Origin of the sequence: Mucilaginibacter gynuensis (genome assembly GCF_039541195.1) — a bacterium.
GTDB lineage: Bacteria > Bacteroidota > Bacteroidia > Sphingobacteriales > Sphingobacteriaceae > Mucilaginibacter > Mucilaginibacter gynuensis.
On the sequence record NZ_BAABFT010000021.1, the window covers coordinates 16,333 to 35,815 of the forward strand.

The window sequence follows — 19,483 nt, forward strand, 5'->3', positions numbered from 1 at the left end:
TTATTCTTCAATTACGTGCCCTGGGCACCCGTGTTCAAAAGGATCAAAACCCTCACATTTCGCACAAGGCATATACTTATGTCCTTGTATTTGCAGGTTATGCAAATGAATTCGAGCTTTTTGATCGCTCACAAAGTTTCCATCATCATCAGTCATGACATCAATCTTTTTGCCTTTATAGGCATTTAGCAGTCCTTGAATATTCACTGCCATGTGTCGTTTAGTTTTCATATTGAAACAATAAAAACCGGGGAGCGTATTCTCCCCGGTTAATCCACGATCATGTGTAAGGTTTCGCCCTTACTCGCTATCCGGCGCTCTAAGTCCGGAATCCGCTACTTTGGTTTTATGCTTAGTAGCCGACTGACAAGGATTCCCTAAGCGGCTGGGTTGTTGTGTTAAAAAGGTAGCCGGCCCCTGCGCATGCTACCTTTTGCCTTGCATCAATGCTTACAGCTTAAACTGACGGTCTTCTGTTGCGGCGGCGGGATTCGAACCCGCGAACTCCGGGTTATGAGCCCAGCGAGATAGCCACTTCTCTACGCCACGATTCCATTTGATTCAAATATAAACACTTTGTTCCATTAGTTCCAAATATGGAACAAAAATGTTAAATGTTTTCTGGATCGCTCGAAATACCCTCCTCTTTTATTAACCCGAACTCTTTCTCACCGTCCTGCACAAGAGGGTTCAATTTAGCCGCGGTCTTCTGGCTCAATACCGGTTTACCGCCTGTTGCGGTGCTTAGCATATCAATGTAATCTGAAATATTATCAGGCAGCGGATTGCCGAACTCAATACTCATTTCAAGTTTCTTAAGGTTAGCCTCAGACTTCACATCAATCACCTTACCCATGAAGGCTTTCATGATGCTTACCTCCCGATCGATCATCTCCTCAAAGTAAAGATGCTGGCTCATGGCTTTAAGCACGGCGCCAAAGAACCGCATCTCCAAAGCTTTGCCGCTATCCTGGCCGAGTGTGGCCATGTTATCCATACTCAAATCCGGGGTATCCGTTAGGTAATGAATCAGGTGCCTGATATCTTCACGCTCTTCTTTGATCAGATCCACCACCATTTGCGGGTACAGATAGCTGGCCTTGCCGCCTTTTTCCATGATCACAACCTTGCCGGTGCCATCTTTGTGCGGTAATTTCTTTACTTCACCCTCCAGAACCAATATCGAATCACCTGAATAGTCATTGTTATCGGCACGTTTAGAGGTGAGCATTTCGCGTCGCTCGATCAAAGCCTGCACAATGTACCATTCTTGCCATTCCTGCCAGTAATACGCCACCGGAATCTTGCCAACCGGGTTTACCTTCGAATCAACCGACCATACGCCATTGGTTTTTGTGCAGAAGTAGTAAAATTGTGCTGTGTAGATATCAAAGTGCTCAACATCCTTATCATCTTCATTCTTGGTTTTATAACCACGGCCAAAGGCGCGCATTACTCCATAGATATCGAAGAGCGTGTAAAGGGTATCGCCCTTTGATTTGGCAAGCAATATGCACTTCAGGCTAACTACTCCCGGCTTAGCAAGTTCCTCTGGAGTAAGATCTGGATCACGGTATTCTACAAACAGCTTTGCCGACTCTGTCTCTGATTTCATCAGCCAGCAATTGGCAGCGTCCAATGAAGCCATGCGCATCTTTTTGCGTAATGCCAGAAAATTCGCGAACTCAGTGTCGGTACCGGTACTTTCCTGCTTGAACTTAACCGGCTTGCCGAATAAAAAGGCAACACCTGATTGTACAATTTTAGGCTGATAAGCGATAGGCAATTTCCATTGGGTGATGACTTCGCCACTGTCCAGCACTTTATCTGTACGCTTCATGACCTCATGCTGGTCGATGTTATATTCTTTAAGCGCTTTGGCTACCTTCTCTTTACGGTGTTTAAATTTTCTTATCACACCATCGATATCATTCGCGGCGATCAGCTTGATGATGGTTTGCAGCGCTTCCGGTGCGCTTGCAAGGTTTTGCTGTAACACTTCATCGGGCGTTACTTTGTTCTCTACTTCCATTGGTTATAATTTAAAAGAATCCAAGTTTGTTTTTATCAAGGTTTTCCTCCATTACGAAGATGTTCTCATCCTTGCCAAAGAATTCAACGGTACCGGTAAGGGTATCTTCAGCATCATCATGTTCATTGCCACCCTGGGCCATGTATTCAGTCACGCTTTTATGAAACAGTGGCCAAAGCTCTTCCCAGCCTTCCGGCATGTGTACCAGGTTGGTTACTTCAGCTGATTGAGTAAATATCCTTACATCTTTATTATTCGTTTGCGTAAACCAGGTTACTGCGGTTTTTATATTTTGCAGCAACCGAAGCTCTCGCTCAACATTCCTTGCAAAGCCCCGGCCGCCATTGTTACTTTCAACCCGCGCTACCTGCACTTTGTGCTTTGTCAATAGATTGGCAGTTAGCGGCTCTGTGGTTTCCATCGGATCTTGCGTGTATAAAACATCAAGGATGTATATACCGAACTCCGTTTCCACATAAACGATACAACAAAGATAATCTTTACCGGTATCAGCTGTATCTACGTACGCTTTGACAATCTTCTTTTGCGATGCCGGCAGTACTTTATACGTTCTGAATAACGAATACAAACGTCCGACCTTTGACGTTGCATTTTGCTGATACAAGCATTCAAAAACATGTTTGTTCCTATTCTTTATCTTGTTCAGCTTCTCCAAACCGTGCTTTTCCGGATATAGGGCTTCGCCTTCCTCCCGTGGGTCATAAGCGTTTGGCGGGCCTACTTTGATCGCGGGGTATGCCACAACTACCCAGTCATCCTTTTCAGATGCAAGCAGCTTGCCTGCCAGATCATCAGGGTGCCAACGTGTGAATACAAGCAGCTGTTGCGAACCGTTGTGTAACCTTGTTTCTGCAACCGTATCATACCAGTCCTGAACGTTTTCCCGTATGGTAGGTGACCAAGCTGAAGCGGCATCTTTGTAAAGGTCATCCATGATCAGGATATCAACTGTCTCACCGGTGAGCGGGCCGCCGACACCAACTGATCGCAGTCCGCCGGCATGACCTACAAGCTCAAACTCATCGTTCGTCCGGGCGTAACCATCAAAGCCATTTGATAGTTTGGTATCCGGATATATCGCTCTGAACTCCGGGCTATCAATGATCCGTTGTATTTCCCGATTGAACTTCCGCGCTTTCGTTGAATTATAGCTTACGATCGCTATTTTCTTATCAGGGTTATCACCCAGCATCTTTGCCGGTGTGCGCCGTGTTGATCCCTCGGACTTACCATGCTGCGGCGGCATAAACACCATCAGCTTTTTTATCTCACCTTTGATGAACCGCTCCAGCATGTTATAGTAAGATTCATGCAGCCAGGTGCTGTTGAAAATTGTGGGATAGGTATACTTGGTAAAGCTGTAAATATGGTGTTTCGCCATACGACGGTTCAACTCAGTTTGAATATTGATGAGTTGAACCGCCAATTCCCGTTGCCTGGCAGCGGTTATCATTTTAATTTATCCGCCAGCTCCTTCGCCATGGCGATTAATTCTTCAGTTGATTTTGCAGCGAGGCCTTTGTTAAGGCTTTCTCCATTCGTAGTGATATCGGTTTGGACCTTTTCGATGTACCCGCGCTTTTTGCCCTTAGTTTTTAGAAAGAAAATAGTAGCCGTATCAGATCCGCTGGCAATACTGGCCATGAGCTTAGTTTCGGCAAAATCTAACGCTACATCGGTAATGGCATCAACCTCTGCCTTGTACTTAGCATCCTTTTCAAGCCATAAATAATGAGTTTTACGCTCAATACCTACGGCTTTAGCAGCTGAAGTAACAATGCCCATACTTTTCTCCAAAGCTGCGATCATTGCTTTTTTTAATACAAGCGTTCTTTCTCTCTGTTTACTCATTTTTAGAATGGTGCCCCAAAGTCACCGGGTTTAGAGCCTGCTGTTATTGTTACTAATCTGCGCGGTGATCTTTTAGCCGCTGCTGTTTTTTTACCTTTCCCTGCCCGGCCATTGCCGCGCCCCGATCCGCTTGAACCGCTTGCCATAATTTTGCCCCCCTTACTGGTTTGTTAATAGTTTTAAACTTCTCTACGATTGATTGCTGATAGTCGAAATTAAAATCATAAAGCAACTCATTCTCCTCGATAACAAACTGTTCGATATTGCTGGAGCTTCTTAAGTTGGCTGATCCATGAATCAAAATCTTTTTATCACAATGCGTTTCAAATATGCAAATCTTACAATGTGTGCCGGCTACTGCTAATTGAAACTTATCATCCTTATCCAACTCCTGATATAAATATTCAATCAGATTATACCGTTCGTGGGAATAAAAATAGTCCGATACGATCAGGTTAAGCTCATCAACGAAATTACCATTCACCAGGTTCGCCAAGCTATCAACGTTATTTTCAGACATTGACAAAGTCGAGATGATCATCTGCTTAACGTGGAAGTTGTTTACCACAATAAGCGCCTCTATAAAATCACCGAAAATAAAGCTCCCGTTTATAACAACAAAATATCGGGATTTACTGTCAATGATTATTTCTTTTGCAAGCTTTTCCGCGTCATCGTATTTCAGTAAGTGCTCGGCAATCTCATTGCTTTTGGGCGGTTTAATAATTCGAGATTCGAACTCATGCTCAATATCAATATTGAAGCCTGAAAACTCATCTAAGTTGAACTCAAAATCTGGTTTAAAATCTTCCATCACTTACTTTCTTATTTTCGCAGTCGGGAAATAATCATTGATTAAGTTTTGTATTTCCAGCTTCGCCTCATCGTAATCCTTTAATGAGGTGAACTCAATGCTCATTCGCACTACCGACTTTTTAGCTGCGTCCTTTGTTTCGAGCTTAAGGTCAACTCCCCATTCAAACAGCTGGTTTTTATCCCACTCATTGGCCAGTATGTCAAAATCCCAAGATCCATTACTCACGTTATCGCGAATGATGATCTCGCGCTCTTTTTCTTCAGTAAGGCCCGACATCAAAACTGTGGGTACCTTTGACAGGCCGATATGTTGAGCAGCCCGCATGCGCATGTTTCCGGCAATGGCAACAAGTTTACCGGTACGATCGGAAAGGATCACCGGACGCGCCTCAAAGTACTCCGGATTTGACTTGATCGATTCGCATAATGACTTAAATTCCTTCTCTTTTATTGAGCGGGGATTGCCTTCAAGCAAGCTGATGCTGCTAACGTTACGATATTTTACCTGCATAACTTTGAATCTTAAGAACGGGAGTCAATAACCTTTTTGAAAAATCTCCTTAAAATGGCAATCAAAAAATAGAAGCCGGTAGCATGTACCAGGCTGTAAACTACAATAAAAACGAAGTGATACTATTCCATTTTTAGCTGACTTTGGCTATCAAATGATCGATGCATGCCTTGGCTTTAGTGGTCATCTTAGTATAACTTTCATCCACTAAGTCATCAACAATACCTGGCATCTGCTTTAGTAACTCATCAACATCTTCATCGATATCAGCAAAAAGTTCTACAAGTTTTCGTTCAAAAAGAACACCGGAGATCACATCATAGCTGCGATCTTCAAGGACAACAAAATAATGACGCACATTCGCTTCCATTTCATCGGCTAATCTTTGACTCCAGTGTTTACGCATTCGCTCCATTCGGATTTTGTCAATAACCTGCGTTTTACAAAAGTATGCCAAATTATCAGCTGTAATGTCAGCTAAACTTATCTTTCTTGATCTTGGAAGTCCATTCATTGTATTCAAATTTATAAAATCTCTCCACTATTTTTAATTCGCTCATACAGCCAGTCCACCTCTGTTTTAAACCCCTTATAAGCCTTATACCGAGTGATGGCAGCTACAAAGTTTTTACTTAACAACTTCCGGCTGCAACAAATTTCATCTGCCAAGGCCTTAACCAGTCCCGGCTTTACGCGGCTGGTTTCATAGCCTAACAATCGCTCCGGGTGATAGAGCTTCATCACTACTGCGATCAGCATCTCCCGCACTTCTGTAATTTTACATAACCTATGATCATCGTTACTAAGTACACAAACTATCCGGTCTTTCTGCTGTTGCCAGGATACCTGATCGATTTCAGTAACACTCTTGAAATGATCAATAACGTGATGCAACATGCCATAATCCAAAAGTCGCTGTTCAGGCAAGGCAGAATGGATCTGCTGTGCGATCTGACCGGCAACATCTGGATAGTCACGGTGAAGGATACTAAGTGTTAAAACAGGGTATGAGAACGTCATTGCGGAATAAAAGTAAGAATAATTTTTCAACTGTTCCAAACGTTCCTTATGTGGAACAAATTAGGCAAGCGAAATGGCTTTTTTTATTAGTTCAATTGTCTCCATTGTGCAAAGCTCATCTGGTACCCGCCTGATCAGGGTCCAGCCGTTTACATTCGCGAGTGAGCTTTTATCCATGTCACGCTTGATGCCGGTACCGGATGAGTGGCCACTATTACCCTTGGCCCAGATGCCACCCTCTACTTCAATTGCGATTTTTAATTGTACCGAATTCGGGTTAATTAAAGTGGTCGAATTTGACGACTTTACACCAGTTAGTAAGTTTTCCTTACATACTGGAATAGCGTAATCAAATCGATATCCGCGCTCCGTGCTGAAGTAAAACTCGGGCCATACTTCAAGGCCGAGCAGCTGCTTAACTAAAGTTATGAAGATATCCTTTTGCTTTTCTTTGTTGGCTATGTTTCTGGTATCATCAACCCAGCCGGTTTTGACATGTTTAGTCCCTGACCTGCCCTCGGGTTTAGCGAGGGCAGGTATTTCTGGATGGCCGGGAGGATACAGCACATTGTCCTTTTCGACATAACCGCGCTTTTTGCAATCCTGATATATGGCTTTAGCTTGTGCTGGTTTCATAATTAAGTTAGCAGGGGATTTAATAACGCCCCCCTGCAAGGTATTTCTATTAAAAAGGCCTAATAAGAGGTTGCTGCCTCAAATAGCTGCCTTACTTCCTCAGCAGGATGCTGAACAACAAAAAATTCTTTACGTTCAAATGTGAAGATTATTGTTTCATTAGGATTGCCAACACTGCTATAGAATGCAGAAACAGTATCAGGGTTTACAAAGAACGTGTCGTCTTTTCGAATCAATTTTACAAATTTTGCCATGGTTGTTTTTCTTGCAAAATAGTGCTTTAAGCAGATTTTGGCAACTTTCGCAATTGCCTCCCCAACACAACACACCGGGTCCCCCATCTTCAAACTCCACAAGGAAATTGCCATTGCGGCCGCGGATACACTTGCCATTAGGCTTGCGTACCGCGTTGCATGGTTTGTTTTTCAGTTCTGGTGATGTAAGGCGATCACCGCGGTAAATATAATCTATTCGATTTAATCTTCAGCCTTAAGCTGCTCAATTAAGTTCTTAAAGCCTCTGCCGTCTTTAATCGTTTTGCCGGATGCCCATCCAGAGTAAGGGTAATATTTTATTACCTCTCCTTTGTGGGTAAAGTTGATCTCAAAACTTGAAATGATAGAAACTTCATAACCCATCTCGGTTAATGTGTCAATTGCAGTCTTTGTGCGTTTGGGCTCCAATTCGGCTTGTCTTTTGGCATCATCTCTCCATATGTTTAACCGGTCTTGGGTTTCCAGGAAGGCATTAAAGCTGAACCAATCGGCCGCTATAAACGTAAGTTTTGGTAGGAGATCCTGGGTAGGATTATTCCCTTTAGACAGGTAGTATTCAGCAATAATACTATCATGCCTGCCTTCAGGAACGTCAAATGCGCCAAACGCCTCCATTTGGCCGATTACTTTGCTCTTAAGTTCTGACAGCTCGTTTTCCATATTCGAATTTACTACTTTGAATAATATTCCCAAAATGATAATCCGCCGTTGACATTCAATATTGGCTGATCATATTTAATCGCGTTCGCCAGTACCCAATGCCACTGCTCTTTGCCTTTGTCGTCTTTCTCGATCGCCCAGATTGACTGATGGCCTTTGACGCAATCAATGATATCAACTTCGCCGATGATCGCGGATGTAAGCCAGCATCTATCTTTCATTGCGTTCTTTAAGCTGCTGTCAAATGTTTGAAGCTGTTCATTGGTGAAAATAGTTAGAGAACCATAACCTGCCTGATATTTTTGCGACGCATGCACATACACCCTGCCACGAAAGTTTGTGCGCCAAGATCTATTCTCAATGTCCTTGATGCCGGCGACAATTAGTTCTGCCCACGGCTGTTTAATGCTTAATGCTTTCATGCGTTGAACCTCCCTATCATTATGGCCAAAGCAATTACAAAAAAGATAATCAACCAGGCTAACAGCCTGCCTTCTGGATGCACAGGCCTCGCGGTCAATACATCGGCCTGCCAGCCAAATTCCTGCTCAACCTTGCGGATGGCAGCCTCTCTATCTTCGGCACATACAGGGATGTGATGAAACCCCGATATTGAGCAGTTTACGTCAACAACAAAGTGTTGAGCTTTTGATTCAGTTGTGTTTTTCATGTTAAAATTGATGTGTAAATATTGAATACTCCAACCAGGCGCCGGCCCACATTCCAAATGCGAAAAAGGCCAGCGCGGTGAAGATGAATAGTAGAATTGCGTTATTGTCGTTGATCATAGCTTTTTCTCCAATCGGGGAAATTGGTTTTTAGCGAGTGCGTTTCCCCTTCATCCCCTCCTTAAACTCCGGTGCCGGCTTAAACGTTGCAATACGATGCTCGGGCAATATGAGCTTTGTACCGGCAGTAATATTCCTTGCTACTTTCTGTTTTCGGACTTTAGGAGCGAAGGTGCCAAAGCCGCGCATGTACACGCCCTCGCCTTTGATCATCGTTTTCTTGATGGTGTCATTTGTTGCATCAATGATTTCCCTAACTGTTGTTAGATCATATCCAGTGTTGTCGGATACTACTTTTGTTAATTCTGCTTTTGTCATTGTGTTGATATTAAAAGTTTGCTCCAGTCGAGCGTTAATTTGTATTCTACATGTTGATCATCATCGATTGCCTTACTCGTTAAATGCCATTGCAGGCAAAGTGGGCATTGATAAGTTCTATTCGGCAGGTGGCACATATCCCGGTTGTTATTCAGGATCACATGAAGCGCCTTTACTGCCTCGCCCTTATCGTGGAATGGTTTTTTCTTGCACTTGGTCCTCATGGTCTTCGAGTAGGATTAATGCCTTCGCGTTGTACCGGCCACAGTCCTCGCATATCACCATCGTGTTGATCAGGTTGAGGGTGCCGCCACAGTGGCAAGGCGTTGACAATCGTATGAATAGATGATCGGTCATTTTTGTAATGTGTATTTTGTGTCGAGGGTAGAGGCTATTTTCCGCGCTGATCAGCCGCGGCAAGCTCCTTATACCGACCTCTCTTAGCCTCAATTAATCCCGATAACTCCTCCTCATTTAGCACTAAATCATTAAGGAAGTTATTGAGCGCTATTTCTTTAGCAGTTCTAAGTACTACCTCATATTGCTGCTTGGTGATCATATCCTTTTCGATATTCTCTTTGAGCAATGCCAGCTCAGTGTTCAGCTTCCTACGCTTAAGCAAATCCATGCAAAGCACTATTTCATGCTCTTTTACCCTGACAGTTAGCTCTAAAGCTTGCTTCATGATGCCGATCTTGTAATCTTTATGGATTAATTCAAGCCTGTTAAGAAACTCGAACACAGTCAAGGCCGGGAGCCCAACTGGCCGGGAAAGCTTAACCTGGTTGATAGCATCGACACATAATTGCTTTCCCATGTCGAATTTTTCATCAATGGTCGGCTCTTTTCTTTCTTCGATCATGAGTCGGTTACGCTCTTCAACAAGTCGTGCCCGGTGATCGCTGTTCAGATAACCGGTAAGGAATTGTTCAAAGCTGACAACGCTTAAACCGAAGTACTGGCCATAAATCCCCCTTATACCATTGGCGAAAGCGATAGGGATTTCAACCAGGCGGATTGATGGAAAGTTGTTAAGAATGTTATCTGTCAGTTGATTGATCAAATAATCATTTTTTGACTTTTCCGGCACCACGGTATTGGTATCGGCATAACAACGGGCAACAGCAGCGTTAACCGTATTGAAAATATCCTCCTCAACTTCTGTGAGCAGATTCCCTTTCAGCAGCGGGTTGCTCTCATTTGATGTAACTGTAATTTGCGTGTTTGTCATGATCTTGGCCTCCTTTGAATGCCTTGAAACCCTTCAATTACGGCCGTTATGCCGCGATTCGAATCTTTAGCATTTGATTTATTTTTCGGTGCGGTTTCTTCCGCCAGCCGGTGTTCCCAGTTTTCCGAATTCCACACACCATCCTCAAATCGTTCGCTTTGCTTGCCTAAAAAATTTGCAAAGCTGTGTTTGTAACCGGTTATCAATTTCAGCTCGGAATAATTTTTAAATTGAATTTTAAAAAAATCAAATCGTCCTGAATTAAAAAGCGCCCGGCAACACTCCCACAAGATTTTTGCTTTATCCGGATTGGCTATTTCGTTAAAACCAAAAAAAACCAAAACCGAATTTTCAAAAACAGCATCGCGTGTGTAAAACTCCTTTCCACTCCTTTCCTCTACTACTACTCTACTCTCCTCTACAGCAGGAGCGTTCTCGAATGTTCCGGAATGTTCCGGAACGGTAGCGAATTTTAAATTTTTAAGAACGTCATCAGGTATAATTGATGGCTGCGGTTTATCGATCCTTTCGTTTGCAAAGTCTAATACGTAGTAGCCCTTTCCGTCAAATTCCAGGGGTACAAGAAAAGAGTTCGTTTCAAGTTCATTCAGCCAAACTTTAACATCATTTGTTCTTATGTCTTCACGAGTGGGGAAGACTTTATTTTTAATAAACACAGGGTTTGCACGTATCACACCCCGATCATCAGCAAAATTTTTTATTCCAATCCATAGTAAATGTGCTTGTAAAGACACACTATTCCATTCCTCATCCTCCCAGTGTTCGGGTTTTATAGTTCTTATCCTGGCCATCTTAAATGGTTAAAAGGGGTAATACAAAACAAGTAAGCGGTAAGCCGGCTCGGCCGGACAGGGCCTCACCGAGTTACCGCTAAAATATTTTAGACGACCATCCTGTCCGATGGGGTGACTGAAGTCGAATTGGGAAGTGTGATACGAAGATATACAAGTGTTCCAATAGTTCCAAATATGGAACAGTTATTTATAAAAAAAACTTTGTGGTACTTCGAAACACCTTTTGCGATCTTCATACCGATACCTCCGTTGATACACTTTCCAAATTATCCATCACCTCTTTAACCTGGCTTAAAGGCAGGCCAATAAAGAATTTAAAAACGCGGTGTAGCTCAATACCATACTCCTCGACAAATTCGCTGTCTGATATTTGAATGTTCACCTTGTCGTTATTTTTAAGATGAAAGTGGATAGCTTGCGCGTCTTTGATAATCCTGCCGGCAAATTGGTTCACCTGCGGGTTCTTAAAACGAACGTCCATATCTTGTTGGTACTCGATTTGAATCATTTCAGCCATGATCAACATGAACTGTACGGAGCTTTTTATCCGGTTCATCCGTTCCGGTGTCATTGTTTGCTTTATCATGCTGCTTGCCTTTCTTCGATTAGTTTATCAGCCATAGCTTCACACCAATGTTTTACCACCAACGGTACTACGCTATTGCCTATGAATTTCTTTTGATCTGTTTGATTACCGGCCAATTGATAGTCCTTAGGAAATCCCTGTATAGGAAGTAATTCTGATACCTTTAGCATTCTCATTTTGATATCAGATAGGCCGTACAAAGCCATAAACTTCTTAATACGGATCATGGCTTCCGAATCATCCTCATAAATGGGTATGCTCACTCTTTCATCACAAGTAAACTGAACGAGGTAAAGTGGCGCCTTGTCCTGCCTTGCTACAATAACTACGCATGGAACGTCAGTGCCTGTACAATGACCGCCGTGTGATGGATTTAAAATAAAAGGCTGGCAATTAATTAGCCGATGTTTATCATTAGGCATAATTGTACCGGCCGGAACTTCTATTGACGAACATTGATTGATGTTGCCATTACCGCTGAATGTTTTGTCAAAAAATACCGGCTGAATTTTAGAGAACCTATCTTTTGTCACAAGCGTCCCGGCCGGTTCCTCCACAGATGATATGTTATCGCCGTTGCCGTAGTATTTAGCAAGGAAAGATGGATTAACAATATAAGGGTGCCGCCTGCTTGCCAATAATGTTTTGGCGGGCTCGTTAATTGAGCTTCCTACATTATTGAAGTTAGTATTCATAATGAACGGCTCCGCCTGCACAAGCTCTTGGTTGCCTCCGGTTGCAGTTAATGTGCGAGCTGGCTTGTCAATAGATTGAACCCTCGAATCCGGATCGCCCCCATTACGTTGAACAATAAAGGGTGTGCAATTTACTAATGACTGGCCGTCAACGCATGTTATAGTTCCGACTGGCCCGGTTACGGGAATCACTTTGCCGAAAGGTTTACCACTGTAATATTTTGCAATAAAACAAAGACCTGTTCTGTTTTGAGTTGTAAGAACGCGAGACGGAGAATCAGTAGATGTTACTGCCTGCTTCTTATCGCCATTTCTACCGGTTGAATTATACTGCAATAAAAAAGCATCCTTCCCGCCCGCAACGAACTTTATTAATCCTGCTTCAATTCGTTCAAGCGATGCATCAACTAAAGGCTTCTTTCGGTTGAATATACTGATACCCTCGTCCTCAAAATCAAGTACATCTTTCACGGGTTTCCATTTCTCAACGTTAGCGGCAAACATATTTCCGGTTGCGGGATTTTTACCGTGAGTAGCCGCTGGCCAAACAATTGGTAACCCACTTTTAGCAAAGCATCCAAATAAGCGATTACGGGATGTATATGCTCCAAAATCAGCGCTATTGAGTTCCTTCCAGTCATCACGATATCCAAAGCTGCATATATGTTTACGCCATCTCATCCAATCTGTACCTGACTTCTTACTAACCGGCTTACCGTTGGCGTCAAGCGGCCCCCAGCTCATAAACTCAACCACATTTTCAATTTGTATATAATCCGGATCGATAGCATTTACATATCTATCAAGGTGGTCGGCTAATGTCCTACTATCAGCATCTCGGGCTTGACCACCCTTTGCCTTACTAAAGTTTGTACATTCAAGCGATGCCCAGAGTATCAACTTAGCATCAGGATTAAGCAGGCGCGCTTGGTGGGTAATTTCAATCAGCTCGGTAAGGTCAAGCGTTCTAATATCTTCCTCAAAATGTTTTACATCAGGGTGATTGATCCAATGTGATTTGATTGCTATAGGGTCATGATTAACACATGCTATGACCTTTGCAAGCCCGCTCCCGTTGCGTTCTGCCATTGCAAAGCCCGTTGTAGTGCCGCCTGCTCCACAAAATAAATCGACGATTAAAAATTTTGGTGTCATGCTGCACCCTCCACTTCAAGAACATCAAACAAACTCGGTATACTGGCCTTATGCTCCTCAGCTTTACAATAATGGGCGCCATCTGTAAAATACTCTGGGTTCAACTCGACACCTATTCCGTATCGGCCATGCTTAATAGCACGTACAGCCACCGTCATTAGGCCACCAAAGTAATCAAGGACCTTATCGCCTGGATTGCTCATTTGTAATATCACCCGATCAGCTGTATCAAATTGCATAGGGCATAAGTGCATTTCTTTCCCCTGGCTCCATTGAGAGGCATTCAGCGTCATCATGCGGGTGATATCAGTCCATACTTCATCAGTCCAGCTTTGAGGCTGTAAAAGCATAAATCCGGGCGGCAGTTTGCCAATCACCTCCAGACTTTCTGCTATCTTAACTATGTGCTCGAAATTCCACGTAGTATTAAGCGAGTAGTCTCGGAATAACTTAAAGATAGCATCAGGCTCAAGGCGTGCAATTTCGGAACTACTCATTAATCTATCGCCCGAGCTGCGCGTAAATCCGTGCGCGTCAAATTGCCATCGGGCACGGGAGTATCCGGTACCGGGCACAATCGGTTCTTTTGTTTTGTCCACAAACTTGCGTGTCGAGCCATCGGCCATTTGTTGCAAAGGCTTATCTTTAAATACCGGTATGTCAGCATAGGCATTTGATGTATCGCTCGGTGGTTTACGGAATAGCAATAAATATTCAGGCATGCCCACGCCCATTTTGCTACCGTCCTTACATTGTTCAGTCCAACCGAGGCGATAAGTTTGAGCGTTCTCTCGTACAACATCGGTAACTATCGTTTTCATGCCAATGTAGGCAAAGCCATGCTTTGTATAATGCTGGATCACGTCAAGGTGAAATGGATACACTGTTTGAAAGCCTAATCCGCTTAAGCCACCAGGTATGATTCGATCTTTAACATGTATAGCAGCTATACGGCCCGGCATTAGTACGCGGAAAGCTTCAGGTGTACTGTAATCCATTTGCTCGAAAAACTCGCGTGTGTTCTCTGTATGTCCGTAATCGGCGTAGTTTGGTGAGTACTCATATTGAGTAGCGAAAGGTATTGATGTAATGATAAGGCCTATCGAATTAGTTTCGAATCTCGGCAGTTCCTTAACATTATCATTATTAACAATCTGATATTTTTCACCCTTGATCTCGACACGCTCAACACCCATCTTTCGGGTAAGTATTTGCGCCATGGCCGCTTGTGACAGCCCGTACTTTTTATTGATTTCTATCATCTTTTCAACCATTTTATTGTGTTGTGTCCATTTGCGTTCGAGGTCTTTCCGAACCTTCCTTTCTGCCTCCGTGTAGATTATATCGGCCCGTACCGATTTGCTTACTTGCCCAAAGCGGAGCGTGCGGTGAAGCGATTGTATGAAGTCGTTAAACTTGAAGCCAATTCCGAGGTATATTGACCAGGCACAATACTTTTGGAGGTTGGTGCCCGAGCCTATCATTGAAGGTTTGCCGGCAAGCTCTTGTAGGTTACCGGTTGAAAAATCTCGAATAATAGATTCGCGGATATCAAGCGGCTGGCTACCAAAAACCGTTTTACACTCAGGCAAAAGCTTTTCAATCTCATTACGCTCTTTCTCCAGATCATGCCAGATGATGCGATGGGCAGATAGATCTTCATTGCGTAGCTCCAGCATTTTATTTACCCGCGCATTTAAGCTATTCCTTTTTTCTGTCGCTGCACCCTGGAGGCCGATGGCGGTTTCTGCATACATTTTAAACTGGCCATTCTTTTCGGTACCGGCCTTCGTATGATCACTCGGTATTTCATGCCAGCGCACATCAAGTGGCGGCATAATGTAACCTTCGTCATCGTTGGCATTGCCTGTAAGATCTGATGGCCTGTTAACGAATAGTGCCCAGCTTGCTACCCAAAGCCAAAACTCTTCTTCTTTGTGTTGGTGTAGGGTAAGTACGTCGGCTTTTGTGCTGTCACGTTTAAAGAAGCGTGTTTTAGCCTGGCTGATATCCATAATTCGAAGTATGGCAGCATAACATAGCAGCTCGATATAATCATTTGGCGCAGGGGTGGCCGTTGCGATAAATATATACTCGACAACTTCAGTACCGCGGCGGTTGCCATTCGGCCCGGCGTCGCCGGTAAGATAGGCCATAAATTCTCTAAATGTTTTAGAGCCACCGGAACCGCGCAGTATCGAAGCTTCGTCCAGGGATACCGCGACAAACTTTCTTGGGTCCAATTTACCCTCGCGGATTGTTTCGTAATTGGTGATATAAATACCGGTTTCGCCCGCTTCCTCAATGCTGCGAATAAATTTAGGAGGCGCATCCCAACCCAATATTTCTACTGCATCCCGTGCAAATTCTTGCCTAACGCCAAGCGGCGCGACTATCAACGCGCGGCCGCCGGTCCTTGTTAGCACAATGCGCAATGTCTCCAGCTGTGTAACAGTTTTATGAAGGCCAAATGAGGCAAAGCAAGCCCTACGGCCTCCCTCCACCAGCCATTTAACCATAAGCCGGTTATGTGGTTTCAAAGCCGGGTTAACCTCATCATCACTTATGGTAAATCCGTCGCTGGCCGCTAACCTGACTTTTGATTTTAAAAATTCCTCGTATGATAATCTTTCAAATTGCATAATGTTGTTCCACTCGTTCCATATATGGAACTTTTTAGGTAAATAAATTCATTACGTCGCTGATAATACTCACATCAACATTGTTTTCGGCGCCGGTGATGGTGCTGCCTAATTCCCTTTTAGTCTCGATCAGCTTGTAATTCCATTCGTCAATGGTATCCTTGCCAAGGAAGTAAGTGCACATCACGTTCTTATGTTGACCAGACCTGTAGCAACGATCTTCAGCCTGGTCCATAATTGCCGAGTGCCAACCCAACTCAATAAAACAGGCGTTTGAAGAAACGTCCTGTAAACCATCGACTCCGGTACCGGCGGCTTTAATAGTACAAGCTATAACCATTATTTTAGGATCAGATCTGAACTTATCGATCGCGGCTTGCTTTTCTTTGCCATCCTGCCCGCCGGTTATGCGAACCGAGTTTTTATACTTCGCCTGAATCTGATCAACTACATCAAGTAGATTACAAAAAACAACTACCTTTTGCCCCTGGCTGATCAGGTCATTGATAAAATTGAACGCATCCTGAAGTTTACCGCGGGCACTGATGTTTTTTAATATGCCGATGCGCACCATCACTTCGCCCTTCATCGATTGCTCAACTGTTTCCTCCGAAGCTGACTTATATTGCTTCAGGTACCCTTTTAGGTTGTTGACGGCCTGCTGGTATTCTTTTCGGTGTTTAGCGTCCAGATCACACATAACGATTTGCCTCGCTTTGTCCGGAAGGTATTTTTTAATTTCAGGATCTGACTTATTACGCCTGAAGTAGCAAACCCTGTTTAACAAAACATTCAGCTCCCGCAGGTTTGATGCCTTTTGTGGCCCGGCGCAATAGCGTTGCTTAAAGAAAGCGAATCCGCCAAAGTACTGCATCCTGTTGATGATCATCAGCTGCGCCGCCAAATCCCATGGTGTATTTACGAACATGGTACCGGTAAGGCCGATCACGACCGGCAGGCGTTTAGTGATCGATCTGGTAAACTTATAGTTTTGAGTGGTGAAATCTTTAAGCTTATGTATCTCATCAACGATAGCGGATTTGAACATATCCACTACTTTCGTTTTTACATTGACGTCGCTGACCTTGAACCGTTCACCACTTTTTACAGGTGCTATACTGTCTATAAAATATTTCCGTACACTTTCATAGTTCACAATAAACACTTGGGCCATGCCAGCGCGGTAATACTCCATAAAGTTGTTTTTAACACTATCTTCCAGCACGATGGCTTTAACTTTCGTAAACTTTTGCCACTCCCGGCGCCAGTTCTCTTTTACGCCACTGGGGCAGATCACCAGGCAGGGGAATGCTTTTAGCGCGGTAATGGTAGCTATAGATTGGAAGGTTTTACCCAAACCCATATCATCACCATTGATAAAACATTCCTTTTGTATACCGTACGCGATGCCACGGGCCTGATAGGGGCGGGGATCTATTTTGAGCGGGATGCTTACATCAAGCTCCGGTAAATCCGGGATAGTGTAATCTGTTAAAACTGGTATGCTCATATCCTATATTGATGAAACCAGTTTACGGGCAATTAAATATTCAAGGGCTTTTTCAGGCTCAAGGCCATCCCGATACAAGTCATTGACTTCTTCATGGCTTTCTTCGGGGATGATCAGCCCTTTTTCAGAAACGCGTTTGTCCAGAATATTGCGCCAGTCATGATATGCACCCATTATTCCCGCCCAGCAATCAACACAATAATGTTCACCATCTTCACTGTAACCTGTATTATCACCTTCGACCATATCTGTTCCACAGCCTCCGCACGAATAAATATCTTCTTCAATCCCACTATCTTGAATATAAGCTATTTCAGTGTGGAACTCTGGGTTCTGTTCCCTTGCTTGCTTCAAAGCTTCCTTCAGGGTTTCGGCCTCCACTTCAACGGTTTTAAAGGCCTTCATTTCTAACGTGTACTTTTCCATTATTTATTGATTTAATAATTTAAAATCGTTCTCCTTCAATATTTCGTAATAGGTCTTTTTGCCGTTGGTGAGATATGGGAAAAATACTTGCAATGCCTCAGCCTGTTCAAGCTTGATCATTGTTATTTGTATTTCAACCCATTCGGCGATGATCTTCCACGCGGTCCGCTCTGCCTGGGCTTTACAAATTTCATGGCTACGGTCGGTAGGCCTTGAGTATGTTGCAATCAAAGATTTATAAATGGCGTCTATTCGAGCCGGCAGCTGGAACGTCAACTGTTTATTATCTACCGGCAAAACAAACGCGATGGACTCACAGGTGCCGTCATCGCTATATCTTTTCATGATATCTCTTGCACCGGCACCAACAAGTAACTTTTCTATTTTCGACATAGAGTTACCAGCTGGTACTTCTGATGTATAATTTTTAATGCTCATTATAATATTTCTGGATGAAGCTTAATACTCCGTTTTTTGAACTATAAATTCCCGATTGCATTTTGGGCATATAACTTCGACCTCAATTTCTTCGCAATGGCCCGCTTTAGGAAGCCATTCATAGCTATCTTCAATTTCCGTCATCAGATCAATTAGATTGTCACAGTATGGGCAATCAACATTGCATTTTATTCTCCAGCGTGCTGCTATCATGGTTTATTTGTTTTAATCGGTTGAGTTATAAATCAGATTCGTCAAGATTTACACCGTTGGCATTCAATAGGTACTCTAAGGGCTTGATGAGCGCCTCATTACAATCATGTGTCATGTTTGAATAGAGCCCTTCCAGACGTCTTAAGCAAGCTGAAATCTCTTTCAATACTTCTATTGGTAAATTTTGATCTTCATCATCTATCCAATCGCTCCAAACTGCCTGTCTTACTTTTTCCTCGGCTTGCTCTATACCAAAATCGTAGGCCATTTCTATAGCTTGATGCCATCCTATTTGCCCCGTTTCATACTTACGTGAAAGCAGTTTTTTTACCTCATCTTTATTTTTCATCTATCTAATTCTATTGCCTTTAAATAAAGCAGGTACCGGCCTCGCGCTGGCCCTGCTTCAACCTAAACCTTATCACATGTAAGGACTGGGAATCACTCCGTGCCGTGCCTATTAGCCGGTTACTCAAAGTGTGCCATGACCTTGTGAACGGGGCAGGATTCGAACCTGCATGATGCTATTTGATTCATGGGTTACCTCACTTGTACTTCGTGTAGCATCTCCCCATCTGGGCGTCTACCATTCCGCCACCCGTTCATTAAGCCGCCCTTCGATCTCGCATTTCAGGGCGGCAACCTAAACCTTATCACAATACCTCATAAAGAGGAGTGGAAAGAGCCGGATTCGAACCGGCATCCAACGGCCTACACCCTGTACTTCAGTGCTCGCGTTGCTGATTTTCGACATTGACCACACACCAGTTTAAAAAACAAAGATTTCTCTTTACCGGGACCGAGTTTGCACGTTACAGGGGTCGAACATTTCGAGCAGCTACCG

Annotated in this window: 25 protein-coding genes and 2 tRNA genes; all 27 read right to left on the minus strand. The window is 43.6% G+C overall.

The features are described from left to right. On the minus strand, positions 1-231 hold the full coding sequence (locus ABD894_RS24915) for a hypothetical protein (RefSeq protein WP_345213811.1): 231 nt from the start codon (positions 229-231) through the stop codon (positions 1-3). A gap of 245 nt (positions 232-476) precedes the next feature. Next, positions 477-549, minus strand: a tRNA-Met gene (locus tag ABD894_RS24920). Positions 550-610: 61 nt separating this feature from the next. Continuing rightward, positions 611-2,032: a phage portal protein gene (locus tag ABD894_RS24925; RefSeq protein WP_345213812.1), complete on the minus strand. Its 1,422-nt coding sequence runs from the start codon at positions 2,030-2,032 to the stop codon at positions 611-613. 10 nt (positions 2,033-2,042) lie between these two features. Next, complete coding sequence (terL, locus tag ABD894_RS24930) at positions 2,043-3,506, minus strand: phage terminase large subunit (RefSeq protein WP_345213813.1); 1,464 nt, start codon at positions 3,504-3,506, stop codon at positions 2,043-2,045. Continuing rightward, the gene (locus tag ABD894_RS24935; RefSeq protein ID WP_345213814.1) at positions 3,503-3,904 is read right to left on the minus strand and encodes a hypothetical protein; all 402 of its coding nucleotides are present in this window, start codon (positions 3,902-3,904) and stop codon (positions 3,503-3,505) included. The genes terL and ABD894_RS24935 overlap by 4 nt, the downstream gene beginning before the upstream one ends. 52 nt (positions 3,905-3,956) lie before the next feature. Then, the gene (locus ABD894_RS24940) at positions 3,957-4,718 is read right to left on the minus strand and encodes a hypothetical protein (protein WP_345213815.1); all 762 of its coding nucleotides are present in this window, start codon (positions 4,716-4,718) and stop codon (positions 3,957-3,959) included. Between the two features lie 3 nt (positions 4,719-4,721). Further along, a complete protein-coding gene (locus ABD894_RS24945; protein WP_345213816.1) occupies positions 4,722-5,231 on the minus strand; it encodes a ParB N-terminal domain-containing protein in 510 nt (169 codons plus the stop codon). 133 nt (positions 5,232-5,364) lie between these two features. Continuing rightward, positions 5,365-5,745, minus strand: a complete 381-nt coding sequence (locus tag ABD894_RS24950; protein WP_345213817.1) for a hypothetical protein — start codon at positions 5,743-5,745, stop codon at positions 5,365-5,367. Positions 5,746-5,756: 11 nt separating this feature from the next. Further along, positions 5,757-6,290 (minus strand): hypothetical protein, encoded by a 534-nt coding sequence (locus tag ABD894_RS24955; RefSeq protein ID WP_345213818.1) that lies wholly within the window; start codon positions 6,288-6,290, stop codon positions 5,757-5,759. 21 nt (positions 6,291-6,311) lie between these two features. Beyond that, a complete protein-coding gene (locus ABD894_RS24960; RefSeq protein ID WP_345213819.1) occupies positions 6,312-6,887 on the minus strand; it encodes a hypothetical protein in 576 nt (191 codons plus the stop codon). Between the two features lie 59 nt (positions 6,888-6,946). After that, a complete protein-coding gene (locus tag ABD894_RS24965) occupies positions 6,947-7,279 on the minus strand; it encodes a hypothetical protein (RefSeq protein WP_345213820.1) in 333 nt (110 codons plus the stop codon). Positions 7,280-7,363: 84 nt separating this feature from the next. Further along, positions 7,364-7,822: a hypothetical protein gene (locus ABD894_RS24970; protein WP_345213821.1), complete on the minus strand. Its 459-nt coding sequence runs from the start codon at positions 7,820-7,822 to the stop codon at positions 7,364-7,366. Between the two features lie 11 nt (positions 7,823-7,833). Then, positions 7,834-8,244, minus strand: a complete 411-nt coding sequence (locus ABD894_RS24975; protein ID WP_345213822.1) for an ASCH domain-containing protein — start codon at positions 8,242-8,244, stop codon at positions 7,834-7,836. Then, positions 8,241-8,492 (minus strand): hypothetical protein, encoded by a 252-nt coding sequence (locus ABD894_RS24980; RefSeq protein WP_345213823.1) that lies wholly within the window; start codon positions 8,490-8,492, stop codon positions 8,241-8,243. Before ABD894_RS24980 ends, ABD894_RS24975 begins: the two co-directional genes overlap by 4 nt. Before the next feature lie 148 nt (positions 8,493-8,640). Next, entirely contained in the window at positions 8,641-8,928 is a 288-nt protein-coding gene (locus ABD894_RS24985) for an HU family DNA-binding protein (protein ID WP_345213824.1), read from the minus strand. After that, positions 8,925-9,152: a hypothetical protein gene (locus ABD894_RS24990; protein ID WP_345213825.1), complete on the minus strand. Its 228-nt coding sequence runs from the start codon at positions 9,150-9,152 to the stop codon at positions 8,925-8,927. Before ABD894_RS24990 ends, ABD894_RS24985 begins: the two co-directional genes overlap by 4 nt. Positions 9,153-9,319: 167 nt before the next feature. Continuing rightward, positions 9,320-10,159: a hypothetical protein gene (locus ABD894_RS24995; RefSeq protein WP_345213826.1), complete on the minus strand. Its 840-nt coding sequence runs from the start codon at positions 10,157-10,159 to the stop codon at positions 9,320-9,322. After that, positions 10,156-10,971 (minus strand): hypothetical protein, encoded by an 816-nt coding sequence (locus tag ABD894_RS25000; protein ID WP_345213827.1) that lies wholly within the window; start codon positions 10,969-10,971, stop codon positions 10,156-10,158. The genes ABD894_RS24995 and ABD894_RS25000 overlap by 4 nt, the downstream gene beginning before the upstream one ends. 235 nt (positions 10,972-11,206) lie before the next feature. Continuing rightward, positions 11,207-11,560, minus strand: coding sequence for a hypothetical protein (locus ABD894_RS25005; RefSeq protein ID WP_345213828.1), 354 nt, complete (start codon positions 11,558-11,560; stop codon positions 11,207-11,209). Beyond that, complete coding sequence (locus ABD894_RS25010) at positions 11,557-13,410, minus strand: DNA cytosine methyltransferase (RefSeq protein WP_345213829.1); 1,854 nt, start codon at positions 13,408-13,410, stop codon at positions 11,557-11,559. The genes ABD894_RS25005 and ABD894_RS25010 overlap by 4 nt, the downstream gene beginning before the upstream one ends. After that, entirely contained in the window at positions 13,407-16,052 is a 2,646-nt protein-coding gene (locus tag ABD894_RS25015; protein WP_345213830.1) for a DNA methyltransferase, read from the minus strand. Before ABD894_RS25015 ends, ABD894_RS25010 begins: the two co-directional genes overlap by 4 nt. Positions 16,053-16,086: 34 nt before the next feature. Beyond that, the gene (locus tag ABD894_RS25020) at positions 16,087-17,562 is read right to left on the minus strand and encodes a DEAD/DEAH box helicase (protein ID WP_345213831.1); all 1,476 of its coding nucleotides are present in this window, start codon (positions 17,560-17,562) and stop codon (positions 16,087-16,089) included. A gap of 3 nt (positions 17,563-17,565) precedes the next feature. Next, the gene (locus tag ABD894_RS25025) at positions 17,566-17,988 is read right to left on the minus strand and encodes a hypothetical protein (RefSeq protein ID WP_345213832.1); all 423 of its coding nucleotides are present in this window, start codon (positions 17,986-17,988) and stop codon (positions 17,566-17,568) included. A gap of 3 nt (positions 17,989-17,991) precedes the next feature. Beyond that, on the minus strand, positions 17,992-18,426 hold the full coding sequence (locus ABD894_RS25030) for a hypothetical protein (protein ID WP_345213833.1): 435 nt from the start codon (positions 18,424-18,426) through the stop codon (positions 17,992-17,994). Between the two features lie 21 nt (positions 18,427-18,447). Next, positions 18,448-18,639, minus strand: coding sequence for a hypothetical protein (locus ABD894_RS25035; protein ID WP_345213834.1), 192 nt, complete (start codon positions 18,637-18,639; stop codon positions 18,448-18,450). 25 nt (positions 18,640-18,664) lie between these two features. Then, positions 18,665-18,988 carry a hypothetical protein gene (locus ABD894_RS25040; RefSeq protein ID WP_345213835.1) on the minus strand — a complete coding sequence of 108 codons (324 nt, stop codon included), beginning with the start codon at positions 18,986-18,988 and terminating at the stop codon, positions 18,665-18,667. A gap of 144 nt (positions 18,989-19,132) precedes the next feature. Then, positions 19,133-19,243, minus strand: a tRNA-OTHER gene (locus ABD894_RS25045). Positions 19,244-19,483 lie beyond the last annotated feature (240 nt).